Consider the following 16,528-nt stretch of genomic DNA (forward strand, 5'->3'; position numbering starts at 1 on the left):
CTCATCGCTTCGCTGTGCATCATCGTGGCGCGCATCAGCGCGCGCCTTCCTCTTTGTTCTGGGCTTCTATCAGGGATGCGCCGTCCCTCAGGTGCGGCGCGAGCACGTTGTCGTACATATTCAGGGCGCTGGCGATGGCCATGTGCATATCCAGGTATTGATAGGTGCCCAGCCGGCCGCCGAACAGTACCTTCGACGACGCCGTCTCGGCCTTCGCCCTGGCTCGGTAGGCGGCCAGCAGGGCGCGGTCGGCTTCGGTATTGATCGGATAGTAGGGCTCGTCGTCGTCTTCGGCGAAGCGCGAGTACTCCCGCATGATCACGGTCTTGTCGGCGGGGTAGTCGCGCTCGGTGTGGAAGTGACGGAACTCGTGGATGCGGGTGTAGGGCACGTCGGGGTCGTTGTAGTTCATCACCGGAGTGCCCTGGAAGTCCCCGGTGGGCAGCACTTCCAGCTCGAAATCGAGGGTGCGCCAGCCCAGCCGGCCCTCGGCGTAGTCGAAGTAGCGGTCCAGCGGTCCGGTGTAGACGACCGGCGCGTCGGGGCTGTCCGCGCGCAGTTGGTCGCGCACGTCGAACCAGTCCGTGTCCAGCCTGACCTCGATGCGATCGTCGGCGGCCATGTTGCGCAGCCAGGCCGTGTAGCCGTCGACGGGCAGGCCCTCGTAGGTGTCGCTGAAGTAGCGGTTGTCGAACGTGTAGCGCACCGGCAGCCGGGTGATGTTCGCGGCCGGCAGCTCCTTGGGGTCGGTCTGCCACTGCTTGGCGGTGTATCCCTTGACGAAGGCCTCGTAGAGCGGCCGGCCGATCAGCGAGATCGCCTTTTCCTCGAGGTTCTGCGCGTCGGCGGTGTCGATCTCGGCGGCCTGCTCGGCGATGAGCTTGCGGGCTTCGTCCGGGGTGAAGTACTTGCCGAAGAACTGCGACACCAGGCCAAGCCCCATCGGGAACTGGTAGGCCTGCCCGTTGTGCATCGCGAAGACGCGGTGCCGGTAGTCGGTGAAGTCGGTGAACTGCCGCACGTAGTCCCAGACCCTCTTGTTGGAGGTGTGGAACAGGTGGGCACCGTACTTGTGCACCTCGATGCCGGTGTGAGGCTCTGCTTCTGAGTAGGCGTTGCCACCGATGTGCGGTCGGCGGTCCACGACGAGGACGCGCTTCCCGAGCTGGGTAGCCACGCGCTCGGCAATGGTCAGTCCGAAGAATCCAGAGCCGACGACGAAAAGATCGAAACGAGCGGTCATCGGTTGCTTAGGGTATCCGACCGCGTGGCCCTAACCCATTTGGCGAGGCCATGCAGGGGCATTGGCCCTGTGACGACGCCCGTTGGGGCGCCCGGGCTCCGCGATCACAGTCGGGGTCGCAATTGCCTCACGATTCAATATCACCACTCTAGTAACAGGCTCACCACTCGTACCATCGACCTTGTGTGATTCCCACCAGTTAGGAGCGGTGGGACGCGCCGACACAACACATAGTCAGATAGAGGAGACTTCCGTGCCGAACCGACGCCGACGCAAGCTCTCAACAGCCATGAGCGCGGTTGCCGCCCTGGCAGTGGCGAGTCCTTGCGCGTACTTCCTTGTCTACGAATCGACCGCCGGCACCAAGGCGCCCGAGCATCACGAGTTCAAGCAGGCCGCGGTGATGAGCGACCTGCCCGGCGAGCTGATGGGCGCGCTGTCGCAGGGCCTGTCGCAATTCGGGATCAACATGCCCCCGATACCCGCCCTGAACGGGGGTGCGACCGGCACGCCGGGTCTCGCCAGCCCCGGCCTGGGCACTCCGGGCCTCGGGACTCCCGGGCTGGGGACGACGGGCCTGACCAATCCGGGCTTGACCAGTCCCGGTCTGACCAGCCCCGGCCTGACCAGTCCCGGCTTGACGAGCCCGGGCCTGACGAGCCCCGGTATGGCGCCCATGACGCCCGGGCTGACCGCGCCCGGCGCGTTGCCGACCACCCCCGGTGGCGGTGTCGCGACCCCGGGTGCCGGGCTCAACCCGGCCCTGTCCAACCCCGGGCTGACCAGCCCGGCCGGGGTCACTCCGGGCCTGGGTGGCCCGGCGATGTCGCCGAGCGAGGTGCCGATCGACTCCGGAGCCGGGCTGGACCCGGGCGCTGGTGGCACCTACCCCATCCTGGGCGACCCGTCGACCTTCGGTAACGCTTCGCCGATCGGCGGCGGCGGTACCGGCCTGGGCGGCGGTTCGGGCACTGGTGGTGCCAGTGGCGGTCTGGTCAACGACGTGATGCAAGCCGCCAACCAGCTGGGTGCGGGCCAGGCGATCGACCTGCTCAAGGGCCTGGTCATGCCGGCCATCACGCAGGGCATGCATGGCGGCGCGGGTGCCGCGGGTGCCCTGCCTGGTGCCGCCGGTGCCCTGCCGGGCGCCGCTGGTGCCCTGCCTGGTGCCGCGGGCGCCCTGCCGGGAGCCGCCGCGGGCGCTCTTCCCGCCGCCGCGGGTGCGGCCGGTGCGTTGCCGGCGGCCGCCGGTGCGGTACCGACACTGCCCCCGGTCTAGTCCTTACAAACCCTCCACAAGACGGCACCGCAGAATCATCTGCGGTGCCGTCGATTTTGTGCAGATTCGCCGGCGCTCAGTTCGTGTCGTCCCATAGATAACATTAGGAACACACGTAACATCACCTGGTGTCTCGCAGTCGTGCGCCAACGATGTTGCTCACCGCCATGGCGGCGACCGTCGTCCTCGTCTCGTGGGTGGCGGACACGACGCGCGACCGCGGCGCCGCCGGCGCACCGCCGTCACGCGGCACCCAACTGGTCGAGCAGCCGCTGGTCGGGCTGGGCGCGGGCGTCACGGTTCGCGAAATCAGTCAGGCCACCCCGTTCTCTCTGGTCGCCCTGACGGGCGACCTGGCCGGTACGTCGGCCCGCGTGCGCGCGAAGCGCCCCGACGGCTCGTGGGGTCCCTGGTATCAGACCGAGTACGAGACCGCGGCACCCGATCCAGCGTCCCGCGCGGGCGGCGACGAGTCCGCGGGACCCGACCATTCCGGTGCGGCGATGGAGGGGCCCCGCGGCACCGATCCGGTGTTCGTCGGCACCACCACGACCGTCCAGATCGCGGTCACCCGTCCGCTCGATGCGGCTGTGACCCTGGGGGCACCTCCCGCTGGCGGGGGACCGCCGCCGGCGCCGGCGAGCGAGAAGCCCGACCTGGGCTACAAGCCGGCATCCAGGGAACAGCCCTTCGGCCAGAATATCTCGGCCGTCCTCATCTCGCCGCCGCAAGCGCCGGCCGAAACGCATTGGACACCACCGGCCGGGGTGTTGATGCCGGGTCAGGCTCCGCCCATCATCAGTCGAGCGCAGTGGGGCGCCGACGAGTCGCTGCGCTGCGGTAGCCCCCAGTACGACAACGGGATTCGCGCGGCGGTCGTGCACCACACCGCCGGCAGCAATGACTATTCGCCGCTGGAATCGGCCGGCATCGTCAAGGCCATTTACACCTACCACAGCAAGACGCTGGGCTGGTGCGACATCGCCTACAACGCGCTGGTCGACAAGTACGGCCAGGTATTCGAGGGCAGCGCAGGCGGTCTCACCAAGGCGGTCGAGGCCTTCCACACCGGCGGATTCAACCGCAACACCTGGGGTGTGGCGATGATCGGCAACTTCGACGACGTGCCCCCCACGCCGATCCAGCTCCGAACCATGGGCCGGCTGCTCGGCTGGCGCCTGGGCCTGGACGGCGTCGACCCCAAGGGCACGGTGCAATTGGAGTCGGCCGGCAGCCACTACACCACCTTCCCGGCCGGCTCCATCGCGACGCTGCCGACCATCTTCACCCACCGCGACGTCGGGAACACCGATTGCCCGGGCAACGCCGCCTACGCGCTGATGGACGAAATGCGTGACATCGCATCACATGTCAACGACCCGCCGGAGGAACTACTCAGGGCGCTACAGGGCGGCGCGATCTATGACCACTGGCAGGCGATCGGCGGGATGGGCAGCGTGCTGGGCTCGCCGACCTCCCCGGAAGACAGCGCGGAAGGCGATGCCCGCTTCGTCACGTTCGCCCGGGGCGCGATGTACTGGTCACCCGAGACCGGCGCCCAACCGGTCACCGGCGCCATCTACGACGCCTGGGGCTCGGAGAGCTACGAGCGCGGCCCACTCGGCTTGCCGACCAGTGCGGAAATCCAAGAGCCGCTGCAGATTACGCAGAACTTCCAGCACGGCACGCTGAACTACGAGCGGCTGACCGGAAACGTCACCGAGGTCGTGGACGGGATCACGGTTCCGCTGACGACCGAATCACCAAGCGGCCCAACGGTTCCGGCCGAGCACTTCTCGCTGCCGTCGCACCCCACGCCCACGTGACCGACCGCTAAAGCCACCAGCGTTCCAGCACCCGGCCCACCCCGTCGTCATTGTTCGCGGTGGTGACCTCGTCGGCGGCCGCCCGCACATCCGGATGGGCGTTGCCCATCGCCACGCCATGCCCCGCCCAGCGCAGCATCGGCAGGTCGTTGGGCATGTCGCCGAACGCCACCACCTCCTCGCGGCCGATCTCCAGCGGCCGGGCGATCTCCTCGATGCCGGTGGCCTTGCTGGTGCCCAGCGGCACGATCTCGACCAGGCCATTGTTGGTGGAGTAGGTGATATCGCCCTCGATGCCGACGTGCTTGGCCAGTTCGGCCGCCATGTCGGCGCTGCGGGCCCCGGAGCGGCGAATGAGCAGCTTGATTGCCGGGGCGCTGAGCAGATCCTCGATCGACACCTCGGTGTTGTCCGGGTTCAGCCAGGCATGCTCGTAGCCCGGCGAGCTGACGAACTGGGGCGTCGCCGTGTCATGGGCGCTTTCACCGATGCGCTCGACGGCCAGCCCCGCACCGGGGATGACGCGGGTCGCCAGCTCCGCCAGCTCTGCCAGGGTGTCGACGGCCAGCGTGCGGGTCGACACCACCCGGTCGGTCGCGGCGTCGTAGACGACGGCACCGTTGGCGCACACCGAGATAGGTGCGAAACCTAGCGCGTCGACGACGGGCCGGATCCAGCGCGGCGGACGGCCGGTCGCCACCACGAACTGCGTGCCGGCGGCCACCGCGGCGCGGATCGCGTCGCGGGTGCGCGGTGAGATCGTCTCGTCGTCGTCGAACAGGGTGCCGTCGACGTCGCAGGCGATGAGCGCCGGCAAAGTCATCGGAACCGCCTGCCCCGGCGGCTGGCCGGACCGCTCAATGCCGCCCGCTCTGGTTCTCGCCGGGTCGCGTCACGCCGTCGGTTCCATACTTCTGCAACCGCTCCTGCAACTCCGACAACCGGAGGGCCCGGGAATCCTCCTGGGTGGGCGCGCTGCCGCCCAGCCTGCGCGGTACCCAGAATTCGTCTTTCGGGTGCGGATATTCCTCCTGGACCGCATACAGCAGGTCGTTCATCGCCGAACGCAACAGCAGGTTGAGTTCCTCGGGCGTGCCCCGCGGCGGCAACGGCCGACCGGCCGCCACGGTGATCGGCACCTTGTTGCGAAACACCTTCTTCGGGTGGTCCTTGGGCCAGATCCGGTGAGCGCCCCATACGACGATCGGAACGATCGGCACCTGGGCGTCCAACGCCATGCGCGCCGCCCCCGTCTTGAACTCGCGCAGCTCGAAACTGCGGCTGATGGTCGCCTCGGGGTGCATTCCGATCAGCTCACCCTCGCGCATGCGCTGCACGGCAACATCGAGGGCGTCGTGCCCCGACCTGCGATCCACCGGGATGAGCCGGGCGTGATTGATGACGTAGTTGACCGCCTTCACGTCGGCCATCTCCGCCTTGATCATGAAGTACGCGCGCCGCCTGCGCTCACGGACGGCCATCAGCGTGGGGAGCCAGTCCAGGTAGCTGGTGTGGTTCTGGGCCAGCAGGGCGCCGCCGCGCGCCGGAATGTTCTCCAGGCCTCGATAGGTGAACTTGGTCCCCTGCATCGCGACCATCGGCGGGACGATCCACTCCGCCAACCGGTAGAACCCCTCAGGCATGTCTTCTCCTTCGCCTACTGCGACGGGCGCTCGGTCTTTTTGGCCGAGCGGGCCGCCGCCTCGGTGGCCTCCATGCGGGCGGCTTCCTCCAGGGTTGGCGCTCCGCCGCCCAGCCGGTGCGGCATCCAGTACGCCCCGGGCTCGCCCGGATAGTGCTGTTGCGCCCGGTGCAGCAAGGTGGTCATCGCGTCGCGCAGGGCAGCGTCGGTCTGCGCGATGTCTTCGCGCACCTTTATCGGCGCGCCTACCTGCACAGTAATGGGTAATTTGGCGCGGCCCACATTCCGCGGGTGATCCTTGGTCCAGATTCGCTGCGCTCCCCAGACGATCACCGGCACCATCGGGACCTCGGCTTCGATGGCCATCCGTGCCGCGCCGGACTTGAACTCCTTGAGCTCGAAGCTGCGGCTGATCGTGGCCTCCGGGTACACCCCGACGAGCTCACCTTCGCGCAGCCGCTGCACCGCGATCGCATAGGCATTCGCCCCGGCACCCCGGTCCACCGGGATGGTCCGGGTGTGCTTGATCAGGAAGTTGACCGGCTTGACCTGCTGCATCTCGGCTTTGATCATGAACCTCAGCCGACGTCCCCGACGATGGACGGCCAGCGCGGCGGGCAGGAAGTCGACATAGCTGGTGTGGTTGATCGCCACCACCGCACCGCCCCGCTCGGGGATCTGCTCTTCACCCCGGTAGGTGATTGTGGTGCCGGTGGCCTTGACCGCCAGTTGAGCCAGAAGCTCCAAAGCGCGGAAGGTCGGCTCCACCATCGATCACTACTCCGACGCCCCTGCGGACCGGGCCCGACGGGCCGCCCGGGCGGCCGCCTCCTCGGCCTCCAGCTGGGCCGCCTGCGCCAGCGACGGAGCGCCCCCACCCAACCGGTGGGGCACCCAGAACTCGCCGGCCGGGTGCGGCCCGTACATCTCCTGAGCGCGCTCCAGCAGATGCTGCATGCGCGAATGCAGCAGCCCCTTCAGTTCCTCGATGCCCAGCGTCGGCTCGATCGGTTCGCCGACCAGCACCGTGATCGGAACCTTCGGACGCCACATCTTCTTCGGGTGGTCCTTGGTCCAGATCCGCTGGGCACCCCAGACGATGTGCGGAACGATCGGCACCCCGGCCTCGACGGCCATGCGCGCGGCCCCAGATTTGAATTCCTTGATCTCGAAGCTGCGGCTGATCGTGGCTTCGGGGTAGACGCCGACCAGCTCGCCGTCCTTCAGGTGCCGGACGGCGGCCTCGAAGGAGGCGGCGCCGTCTTGCCGATTCACCGAGATGTGCCGCAGGCTGCGCATGATCGGCCCGGTGAACTTGTGGTCGAAAACCTCCTGCTTGGCCATGAATCGCACCTTGCGACCCAGGCCCTGCTTGTAGGCCGGCAGGCCCGCAAAGGTGAAGTCCAGGTAGCCGGTGTGGTTGATCGCGATCACCGCGCCGCCGCTTTTGGGCAGGTTCTCCACACCCGTGATGGTGATTTTCAGACCCTGGACGCGCCAGATCAGGCGGGCGAGCTGAATGACAGTCCCGTAAACCGGTTCCACAGCAGTTCAGCCTAATGCTCCCGACCGGGCGCCGTCACGGGACGGCGGTCGCAGGCCGATGGTGCCGGCTCGCGCTAAGCTCGGGGGCTGAAAAGCCGTCATCCCCGGCCGAGGCCGCATCAGCCATAAACCGGCCCTAGGAAGGTATCAGTGCAGGTCACCAGCGTCGGCCACGCCGGATTTCTGATCCAGACCCAAGCGGGCAGCATCCTTTGCGACCCGTGGGTCAATCCCGCCTACTTCGCGTCGTGGTTCCCGTTCCCGGACAACAGCACGCTGGACTGGGACGACCTGGGCGACTGCGACTACCTGTATGTCTCGCACCTACACAAGGACCACTTCGACGCGAAGAACCTGGCCGAGCACGTCAACAAGGACGCGATGGTGTTGCTGCCGGACTTCCCGGTGCCCGACCTGCGAAATGAGTTGGAGAAGCTCGGTTTTCACCGGTTCTTCGAGACCAGCAACTCGGTCAAGCACCGGATCAGCGGTCCGAAGGGCGACCTCGACGTCATGATCATCGCCCTGCGGGCCCCGGCCGACGGTCCGATCGGGGATTCGGCGCTGCTGGTTTCCGACGGCGCGACAACGGTTTTCAACATGAATGACGCCCGGCCCGTGGACCTGGACGTGCTGGCATCCGAGTTCGGGCACATCGACGTGCACATGCTGCAGTACTCGGGGGCCATCTGGTACCCGATGGTCTACGACATGCCGGCCCGCGCCAAGGAGTCCTTCGGCGTCCAGAAGCGGCAACGGCAGATGGACCGCGCCCGCCAGTATCTCGCCCAGGTGGGGGCGACGTGGGTGGTCCCGTCCGCGGGACCACCCTGTTTCCTGGACCCGGAGCTGCGCGACCTCAACGACGACCATGCGGATCCGGCCAACATCTTCCCCGATCAGATGGTCTTCCTGGACCAGATGCGCAGGCACGGCAACGACGGTGGGCTGCTGATGATGCCCGGGTCGACCGCCGACTTCACCGGCTCCACCCTGAATTCGCTGGCCCACCCGCTACCCACGCACCAGGTCGAGGCCATCTTCACCACGGGCAAGGCCGACTACATCGCCGAATACGCCGAACGGATGGCACCGGTCGTCGCCGCGCAGCGGGCCGGCTGGGCGCCGGCCACCGGGCAACCGCTGCTGGAACCGCTGCGCGCCCTGTTCGAGCCGATCATGTCGCAAAGCGACGAGATCTGCGACGGGATCGGCTATCCCGTCGAGCTGGTGCTCGGACCGGAGACCGTGATCCTGGACTTCCCGAAACGAGCTGTGCGGGAACGGATTCCGGATGAGAAAGTTCGCTACGGGTTCGCGATAGCACCGGAGTTGGTCCGCACCGTGCTGCGCGACGGCGAGCCGGACTGGGTCAACACCATCTTTCTGTCGACCCGGTTCAGGGCCTGGCGAGTCGGTGGCTACAACGAGTACCTCTACACGTTCTTCAAGTGCCTGACCGACGAACGGATCGCCTACGCCGACGGCTGGTTCGCCGAGACCCACGACGACTCGGCCTCGGTCACGCTGGACGGCTGGGAGATTCAGCGCCGCTGCCCGCACCTCAAGGCCGACCTGTCGAAATTCGGTGTGGTCGAGGGAAACACGTTGACCTGCAACCTGCATGGCTGGCAGTGGCGACTGGAAGACGGGCGCTGCCTGACCGCGAAGGGTCACCAGCTACGGAGTTCGCGGGCGTGAGCGACTCCTACGACGACGGCCTGGTCCAGCTGGACCGCGCGGCGATCACGTTGCGCCGCTACCACTTTCCTTCGGGCACGGCGAAGGTGATCACACTCGATGCGATCCGCGGCTACAAAGCCGAGGACCTGGGGCTGTTCACCCACCGGTTCCGGGTATGGGGCAGCTCGGACTTTCGCCGTTGGCTGCCGCTGGACATCAGCAGGCCCTTCAAGTCGAAGCTGATCACGCTGGACGTGCCGGGCACGCGGCCCTCCCCCGCGTTCACCCCGGCGCGGCCCGACGAGTTCACCGCTCTGCTGGACGAACTGCTCAGTCGGCGCGGCTAGAACGCGCGCTCTACCGGCCCCGGTCGGTGAGCGCTTGGCGGGCCGCGTTGTAGCCGGGGATGAAGGTGATCCCCGGGCCGCCGTGACAGCCCGCGCTGCCCAGATACAGGCCCTCGATCGGGATCGGCTGGCCGAGGAATCCCCGTGGGCCGGGCCGGTTGGGCCCAATCTGGTTGGCGTTCAACAGCCCGTGGCAGTAGTCGCCGCCGGGGGCGCCGAACATCACGCCCATGTGCCTGGGCGTGAAGGTGGTGTGCCGGATGATGCTCCGCTCGAAATTCGGGGCAAGCCTGGTGATCTTGTCGATCACCCGCTGGCCCATTTCGACCTTGGCTTGCCCGTAATCCACGCCGCCCTCGATCGGGAAGAACAGTGCGAACGCCGACGCGGCGTGCTTTCCCTCCGGCGCCAGGTCCGGGTCGTTCTGCGAGGGGATCTGCAGCACGACGGTCGGGTCGGCCGGGACGATGCCGGCCCGCGCGTCCTCCCATTGCTGCTGGACTTCCTCCGGCGTGCAGAACAGGCCGATCGAGGCCTGCATCGCCGGCTCGTTGAGGGCCTCGTAGGGCGCGGCGAAGACGGGCGCCTCCTCGAGCGCGAAGTGCATCTGCAGGTAGCTGCCGCGGTGGTCGATGCGCGCATAGCGTTCCCGGATGTCCGCGGGTAGCGCGGCGGGATCGATCATCTCGTTGAGCGTGACGTCCGGTGCGATGCCGGAGACCACGATCGGGGCGTTCAACGTCTCGCCCGCCTCGGTGCGCACCCCGGCCACCCGTCCGCCGGCGACCAGGATCTCGGTCACCTTGGTGCGCAACCTAAGTTCGCCGCCATGGCTTTGCAGCACGTGGCACAGGTGCGAGGTGAGTGCGCCGATGCCACCGCGCAGCTTCTTCATCTGCATGGTGTCGCCGTCGGGCACGCCGAGGCCGAAGGCGAGCGCGGCGGCGCTACCGGGCGTGGACGGGCCCCGGTAGAGCGTGTTGACGGCCAGCACGGTCATCGAGCCGCGAAGCGCGCCGAACTTCTCGCGGTCCGGCAGGTAGCGGTCCAACACGTCGGTTACCGAGCCGAACAGCATGTCGTCGATCGCCGAGCGCTCGAATTCGTTTGTCGCACAGGCATACATCTCGTCGATGCTCTTGGGTGGCGTTCCGGCTTCGAACCGGCCCAGCGCGCGGGTGGGCCCCTGACTCCAGGCCATCAGCCCCGCCATGCCGTTGACGGCGTCCGCGCCGTGCACCTCGTTGAGATGGGTGAACAGCTTGACGGGATCGCTGTACTGCACCAGCGGATCGTCACCGACGCCGCGCACGGCCACCGACATCACGTCCAGGTCGAGCGTCGGAATGGTGTCCAGCCCCAGCTCGTCGACCACCACCTGGGACGTCGGGAATTGCACCGAGCCGGCGATCTCGAACTGGTACCCGTCGAAAAGCTCGACGGTGGAGGCCATGCCGCCCGCGTAGAGCTTGGGGTCCAGGCACACGGTCCGCAGCCCGGCCTTCTGCAGCAGCACGGCCGCGGTCAGCCCGTTGTGGCCCGCGCCGATAACTATCGCGTCGTGATGAGTCATGTCCTGCCCTCCGGAATGGAGGCTCGCACGACGCCAAAGTTTTGTCAATTATGACGAAACTTCACGGGCGGTCGCCGTGACCCAGTTGTCTGTGATCCCCGCCCGCAGCGACTCCAGCGCCGCATGGCACAGCCGCGCGAGTTCCCCCAGCGACCGCTCGTCGCTTTCCATCCAGACCTCCATCGCGCCGAACACCGCGGCCGCAATGCATCTCGCGGCGACCGCGGTACGCACCCGTCGGTCCGCCGTCAGATCCGCGGCGCCGTTGGCCCCGCGGCTGCGCCGTTGCAGCTGCGCGCCAATGGCGTCGGCGAAGTCGGCCTGGACCTCCCGGATGTGGCGAACGATGCGGCCGGGGTCCAGCTCGTCTTGCCGCAGGGCGGCGATTTTGGTGACGGCGTCGACGTCATACGGAAACGAGAAGATGGCAGCCTGCACCGAGTCGATGATGGGTTCTCCGGCCGGCCTGGCATCCAGGGCGGAGCGAAACCAGTGCAGCCCGGTGTAGTCGGCGAACAGCAGATCGTGCTTGGAGCTGAAGTGGCGGTAGAACGTCCGCAGTGACACCCCGGCGTCGGCGGCGATCTGCTCGGCCGACGTGTCTTCTACGCCCTGGGCCAGGAATCGCACCAGGGCGGCCTGCCGCAACGCTTCGCGAGTGCGCTCGCTGCGCGCCGTCTGCGCGGGCCTGACCATGGGAAGAAGGTACCAAGCCGGCGGCGTTGCCATTGCATTTGTTGTGTCAATATTGACAAAACTTTGCGGCGGGGGCGAGACTGCGCCCATGGTCTCGCTACTCACGCACGCGGTACTCGGCCTGGCGGTCATCAGCTGGATCGTCACGGCCAACTCGAAGGTCTTCGCCCGGCCGGCCAATGGCCCGCTCTTCTCGCCGATGGAAGTCGTCTACTACGTCGTCGGCATCGCGTCGGTCGCCCTCGGCTGGTATTTCAACGTCACCTTCGTGCAGCAGTACGCGCACGGATCCACCAACCCGCTCTGGGGCGAACACGGCAGCTGGGTCGAATACATCAAGTTGATGTTCACCAACCCTGCCGCCAGCTCGGCCAGCCAGGACTACACGATCGCCAATGTTGTTCTGCTTCCGCTCTTTACGATCGTGGACGGCTACCGCCGCGGTCTGCGCCACCCGTGGCTGTACTTCGTGTCCAGCCTGTTCACCAGCTTCGCGTTCGCGTTCGCGTTCTACTTCGCGACCATGGAGCGCCAGCGCCGGCACGAACGGGACCGCGCGACGGTCGACGCCTAACCGAGCGGCTTGGTGGCCCGCCACTTCTGTCGGCCGCCCCTGACGTCGGTGTGGACGTCGCTGAATCCCACGGCCCGAAGCCGCCCGGGGAGGTCGCTCGGCGTGATCGGGTTGTAGGTGTCGGCGACGTGAATCAGCCGGAACGCCCACGACGGTACGCCGTCGCTGCCGGCGAAGACCCCTCCGGGCTGCAGCACCCGGAACGCCTCGGCGAACACGCGGTCCTGCAGCTCGGGGCGCGGAACATGGTGCAGCATCGTGAAACACACCACCGAGGTGAAATGGTCCGCGGGCAAACCGGTTTCGCCGCCATCGCCGTAGATGACGCGCGCCCGGTCGCCATAAAGACGCTGCAGGCGATCGGCCATCGCGGCGTCCACTTCGACCGCGGTGAGCGACGCCGTGCAATCGAGCAGGGCGCGCAACGTCGCACCGTATCCGGGGCCGATTTCCAAAGTGCGCGTGCCCAATTCAACGTCCCGCAGCGCCCAGGGCAGCAGCTCATCGGCCACCGCCTTTTCCCAGCCGGCTGAGCTGCACCGGCGTCGGTGCAGGAGATTCATCGCCATCGTGATCCCGCCTTCCTGTGCGTCAACCAAAACGCTATGCCGCCGCCGGTACTGCGGGCTTCCGATATCCTGCCTAGATATGTCGGAATTCAGCCACCACGGGCCGGCGACGTCGGCGCAGACATTGCCGCCGGGAGCGCAGATCGAACGGCACCGGCATCCCCTGCATCAGATCGTCTACCCGTCGTCGGGCGCGGTCTCGGTGACCACCCCGGCGGGCACGTGGATCGCGCCGGCGAATCGTGCCATCTGGATACCGGCGGGTTGCTGGCACGAACACAAGTTCCACGGCACCACGCAGTTTCACGGCGTCGCCCTGGACCCCGGCCGCTATAACGGACCCGCGGCGCCCGCCGTGCTGGCGGTCAATCCCCTGATGCGCGAGCTGATCATCGCGTGTTCACAAACCGATGGCACCGATACCGACGAGCATCACCGGATGCTGGCCGTGCTACACGACCAGTTACAGGCGACCAGCGTCGGGGAGCCGCTGTGGATTCCCACCCCCGTCGACGGCCGGCTGCGTCAAGCCTGTGCGTTGATCGCCGATAACCTGCGAGAGTCGTTGACGCTGCAGCAGATTGGCAACCGGATCGGCGTCGGCCAGCGCACGCTGAGCCGCCTGTTCAGCGACGAGCTGGCCATGACGTTCCCGCAGTGGCGCACCCAGGTCCGGCTGCAACACGCCCTCGTGCTACTCGCCGGACGGCGCGATGTCACCTCAGTGGCGGCCGAATGTGGTTGGGCCACACCGAGTGCCTTCATCGACAGCTACCGGCGAGCGTTCGGGCACACGCCCGGCCAGCTGGCCGGCAAGGCGTTCTAGCGGGCGGGCTCCAGCACTTCGGCGCCGACGAACGGCACCAGCGCCTCGGGCACCCGCACGCTGCCGTCGGGCTGTTGGTGGTTCTCCAGGATCGCCACCAGCCACCGCGTGGTAGCCAGCGTGCCGTTAAGCGTCGCCGCGGTCTGCGGTTTGCCGGCCTCGTCGCGATACCGGGTGGCCAGCCGGCGGGCCTGGAACGTGGTGCAGTTCGACGTCGACGTCAGCTCGCGATAGGCGCCCTGCGTGGGAACCCAAGCCTCACAATCGAATTTGCGTGCGGCAGACGAGCCGAGATCACCCGCGGCGACGTCGATCACCCGGTACGGCACCTCGATGCGGGCCAGCATCTCACGCTGCCAACCCAGCAGCCGCTGATGTTCGGCCTCGGCGTCGGCGGGTGTGCAGTAAACGAAGCCCTCGACCTTGTCGAACTGATGCACCCGGATGATGCCGCGGGTGTCCTTGCCGTAGCTGCCGGCCTCGCGGCGGAAGCACGACGACCATCCCGCGTACCGCAGCGGCCCGCCGGACAGATCCAGAATCTCGTCGGAGTGATAGCCCGCCAGCGGCACCTCCGAGGTGCCCACCAGGTACAGGTCGTCGGCCTCTACCCGGTAGATCTCCTCGGCGTGCGCACCCAGGAATCCGGTGCCGGCCATCACCTCCGGACGCACCAGCACCGGTGGAATCATCGGGATAAAGCCGTTCTCGACGGCCAGCCGCAACGCCAGCTGCAACAGGCCCAGCTGGAGCAGCGCACCCTGGCCGGTCAGGAAGTAGAACCGCGACCCGGACACCTTGGCCCCGCGCTGCATGTCGATGAGCCCGAGCGATTCGCCGAGCTCCAGGTGGTCCTTCGGGTTGTCGATCGCCGGGGGCTCGCCGACCATGTCGAGGACGGCGAAGTCGTGCTCCCCACCGGCGGGCACCCCGTCGATGACGACGTTGGAAATCGCCATGTGCGCCGCGGTGAACGCCGTCTCCGCGTCGGCCTGGGCGGTTTCGGCGGCCTTCACCTGCTCGGCCAGTTCCTTGGCGTGTGCCAGCTTGGCCGGGCGCTCCTCGGGGGACGCCGCCCCCACGCTCTTACTCGCGGCCTTCTGCTCGGCCCGCAGCGAGTCCGCCGACGAGATTGCGGCCCGGCGGGCTGCGTCGGCGGTCAGCAGCGCGTCCACCAGCGACGGGTCCTCGCCACGACTGAGTTGGGAGCGGCGCACGACGTCGGGGTCTTCCCGGAGCTGCTTCAGGTCGATCACGGCCCTGAGACTACTTTCACCGCTCCCCGCCGGCTGGCGGCGCATCCACCCCTGCTGACCGCAGGACTCACATCAGTAACTTTTGTCACGCGTCTCAGGCGCTGCTGTCAGAATGGAGCAGATGTCGCAAGCGCCCGAGAAGGAACTTTCGGAAGCCCGGGAAGGCCGGGCGGTCGAGTCGTCCGCCGACTCGACCGATGAGTCGTCCGGTCAGCAGCCGTCCGCCTTCGGTTGGCCGCGCAGCCTGCAGGCCCGGGCGACCCGGCGCGCGCTGCTGCTGACCGCGCTCGGCGGCCTGTTGATCGCCGGGCTGGTCACCGCGATCCCGGTCGGTGGCGGCGGGTCGGGGCGGTTCCTCGACAGCAGCCCGGTGCGCAGCACCGGCACCAAGAGCGACGCCGCCTTCAACCGGGCCTCCCCCGGCGAGTGCCTGATGTGGCCGGACACCACCCCGGAGTCGGCCAGGATCGTCAACTGCGGCGACGACCACAAATTCGAGGTCGCCGAATCCATTGACATGCGGACGTTCCCGGGCTCGGAGTACGGACCCAACGCCGCACCCCCGACGCCCGCGCGCATCCAGCAGATCACCCAGGAGCAGTGCGAGGCCGCCGTCCGTAATTACCTCGGCGCCAAGTTCGATCCGAACAGCCGGTTCACCGTCAGCCTGCTGTGGCCCGGTGACCGGGCCTGGCGCCAATCCGGCGATCGCCGCATGCTGTGCGGCCTGCAGCTGCCCGGCATGAACAACCAGCAGCAGGCATTCAAGGGCAAGGTCGCCGACGTCGACCAGTCCAAGGTGTGGCCGGCCGGCACGTGTCTGGGCATCGACTCGGCGACCAACCAGCCGACCGACGCGCCGGTCGACTGCGCGGCGCCGCACGCGATGGAGGTCACCGGCACGGTCAACCTGGCCGAGAAGTTCCCCGGCGGCCTGCCCGCCGAGCCCGATCAGGACGGCTTCATCAAGGATTCATGCACGAAGATGACCGACGCGTACCTGGCGCCGGTCAAGCTGCGCACCACCACCCTGACGCTGATCTACCCGACGGTGCCGCTGGCCAGTTGGACGGCGGGCAGCCGCGAGGTGGCCTGCAGCATCGGCGCGACGCTGGGCAACGGCGGCTGGGCCACCCTACTGAACAGCGCCAAGGGTCAGCTGCTGATCAACGGCCAACCGCCGGTGGCGCCGCCCGACATTCCCGAAGAGCGGCTCACCATGCCGCCGATTCCCCTGCAGGCCCCGGCGCAGCCGCCGTCGAGCCCGTCCGGCTCGGGTGCGGGCACGGGCTCGGCCCCGGAGATCCCGCCGAACAACCAGCACCTGCCCGGGCAGCAGCCCGCTCAGCAGCCCCAGCAGGCACCGCAGCAGCAGGCGCCCGCCCAGCAGGTGCCGCCGCCGGCGGATAACGGCGCCGCGCCACCGGCCAATCCGGCACCCGAGGCGCCGGCTCCCCCGCCCCCGGCAC

At 67.9% G+C, this 16,528-nt stretch carries 16 protein-coding genes; 7 read left to right on the forward strand and 9 right to left on the reverse strand.

Features of this window, described 5'->3' with window-relative positions; genetic code table 11:
* Window positions 1–34: 34 nt before the first annotated feature.
* The gene (gene glf, locus B8W69_RS16910) at window positions 35–1,243 is read right to left on the reverse strand and encodes a UDP-galactopyranose mutase (RefSeq protein ID WP_085290957.1); all 1,209 of its coding nucleotides are present in this window, start codon (window positions 1,241–1,243) and stop codon (window positions 35–37) included.
* 253 nt (window positions 1,244–1,496) lie between these two features.
* On the opposite strand from glf, the gene B8W69_RS16915 reads away from it, so the two are divergent.
* On the forward strand, window positions 1,497–2,522 hold the full coding sequence (locus tag B8W69_RS16915; RefSeq protein WP_181447424.1) for a PirG: 1,026 nt from the start codon (window positions 1,497–1,499) through the stop codon (window positions 2,520–2,522).
* A gap of 128 nt (window positions 2,523–2,650) precedes the next feature.
* Entirely contained in the window at window positions 2,651–4,348 is a 1,698-nt protein-coding gene (locus B8W69_RS16920) for an LGFP repeat-containing protein (protein ID WP_245843277.1), read from the forward strand.
* Window positions 4,349–4,355: 7 nt separating this feature from the next.
* Here the strand turns inward: B8W69_RS16920 and B8W69_RS16925 are convergent, their stop codons facing one another.
* The 4 genes from B8W69_RS16925 to B8W69_RS16940 are packed head-to-tail and all read right to left on the reverse strand — an operon-like array spanning window position 4,356 to window position 7,535.
* Entirely contained in the window at window positions 4,356–5,171 is an 816-nt protein-coding gene (locus B8W69_RS16925; RefSeq protein WP_085290960.1) for a Cof-type HAD-IIB family hydrolase, read from the reverse strand.
* Window positions 5,172–5,205: 34 nt separating this feature from the next.
* The gene (locus B8W69_RS16930; RefSeq protein ID WP_085290961.1) at window positions 5,206–5,991 is read right to left on the reverse strand and encodes a lysophospholipid acyltransferase family protein; all 786 of its coding nucleotides are present in this window, start codon (window positions 5,989–5,991) and stop codon (window positions 5,206–5,208) included.
* Between the two features lie 14 nt (window positions 5,992–6,005).
* A complete protein-coding gene (locus tag B8W69_RS16935) occupies window positions 6,006–6,761 on the reverse strand; it encodes a lysophospholipid acyltransferase family protein (RefSeq protein ID WP_085290962.1) in 756 nt (251 codons plus the stop codon).
* 6 nt (window positions 6,762–6,767) lie between these two features.
* Window positions 6,768–7,535: a lysophospholipid acyltransferase family protein gene (locus B8W69_RS16940; RefSeq protein WP_085290963.1), complete on the reverse strand. Its 768-nt coding sequence runs from the start codon at window positions 7,533–7,535 to the stop codon at window positions 6,768–6,770.
* A 150-nt stretch (window positions 7,536–7,685) separates the two neighbouring features.
* Between B8W69_RS16940 and B8W69_RS16945 the strand changes: the two genes are divergently transcribed.
* Complete coding sequence (locus tag B8W69_RS16945) at window positions 7,686–9,236, forward strand: MBL fold metallo-hydrolase (RefSeq protein ID WP_085290964.1); 1,551 nt, start codon at window positions 7,686–7,688, stop codon at window positions 9,234–9,236.
* Window positions 9,233–9,565, forward strand: a complete 333-nt coding sequence (locus tag B8W69_RS16950) for a hypothetical protein (protein WP_085290965.1) — start codon at window positions 9,233–9,235, stop codon at window positions 9,563–9,565. The genes B8W69_RS16945 and B8W69_RS16950 overlap by 4 nt, the downstream gene beginning before the upstream one ends.
* Window positions 9,566–9,575: 10 nt before the next feature.
* Here B8W69_RS16950 and B8W69_RS16955 read toward each other — a convergent pair whose 3' ends face one another.
* Window positions 9,576–11,138: a phytoene desaturase family protein gene (locus B8W69_RS16955; protein WP_085290966.1), complete on the reverse strand. Its 1,563-nt coding sequence runs from the start codon at window positions 11,136–11,138 to the stop codon at window positions 9,576–9,578.
* Window positions 11,139–11,186: 48 nt separating this feature from the next.
* On the reverse strand, window positions 11,187–11,834 hold the full coding sequence (locus tag B8W69_RS16960; protein ID WP_085290980.1) for a TetR/AcrR family transcriptional regulator: 648 nt from the start codon (window positions 11,832–11,834) through the stop codon (window positions 11,187–11,189).
* 88 nt (window positions 11,835–11,922) lie between these two features.
* On the opposite strand from B8W69_RS16960, the gene B8W69_RS16965 reads away from it, so the two are divergent.
* Window positions 11,923–12,408 carry a DUF2834 domain-containing protein gene (locus tag B8W69_RS16965; protein WP_085290967.1) on the forward strand — a complete coding sequence of 162 codons (486 nt, stop codon included), beginning with the start codon at window positions 11,923–11,925 and terminating at the stop codon, window positions 12,406–12,408.
* On the opposite strand, the gene B8W69_RS16970 is transcribed toward B8W69_RS16965, so the two are convergent.
* On the reverse strand, window positions 12,405–12,977 hold the full coding sequence (locus B8W69_RS16970; protein WP_085290968.1) for a class I SAM-dependent methyltransferase: 573 nt from the start codon (window positions 12,975–12,977) through the stop codon (window positions 12,405–12,407). The genes B8W69_RS16965 and B8W69_RS16970 overlap by 4 nt on opposite strands.
* A 79-nt stretch (window positions 12,978–13,056) precedes the next feature.
* On the opposite strand from B8W69_RS16970, the gene B8W69_RS16975 reads away from it, so the two are divergent.
* Window positions 13,057–13,803 carry an AraC family transcriptional regulator gene (locus tag B8W69_RS16975; protein WP_085290969.1) on the forward strand — a complete coding sequence of 249 codons (747 nt, stop codon included), beginning with the start codon at window positions 13,057–13,059 and terminating at the stop codon, window positions 13,801–13,803.
* Here the strand turns inward: B8W69_RS16975 and serS are convergent.
* A complete protein-coding gene (gene serS / locus B8W69_RS16980) occupies window positions 13,800–15,059 on the reverse strand; it encodes a serine--tRNA ligase (protein WP_085290970.1) in 1,260 nt (419 codons plus the stop codon). The two genes, B8W69_RS16975 and serS, sit on opposite strands and share 4 nt — an antisense overlap.
* A gap of 112 nt (window positions 15,060–15,171) precedes the next feature.
* Between serS and B8W69_RS16985 the strand changes: the two genes are divergently transcribed.
* The coding region (locus tag B8W69_RS16985) for a septum formation family protein (RefSeq protein WP_085290971.1) at window positions 15,172–16,528 on the forward strand (1,357 nt) is incomplete at its 3' end.

This window comes from Mycolicibacterium vulneris (assembly GCF_002104765.1).
GTDB classification, from domain to species: domain Bacteria; phylum Actinomycetota; class Actinomycetes; order Mycobacteriales; family Mycobacteriaceae; genus Mycobacterium; species Mycobacterium vulneris.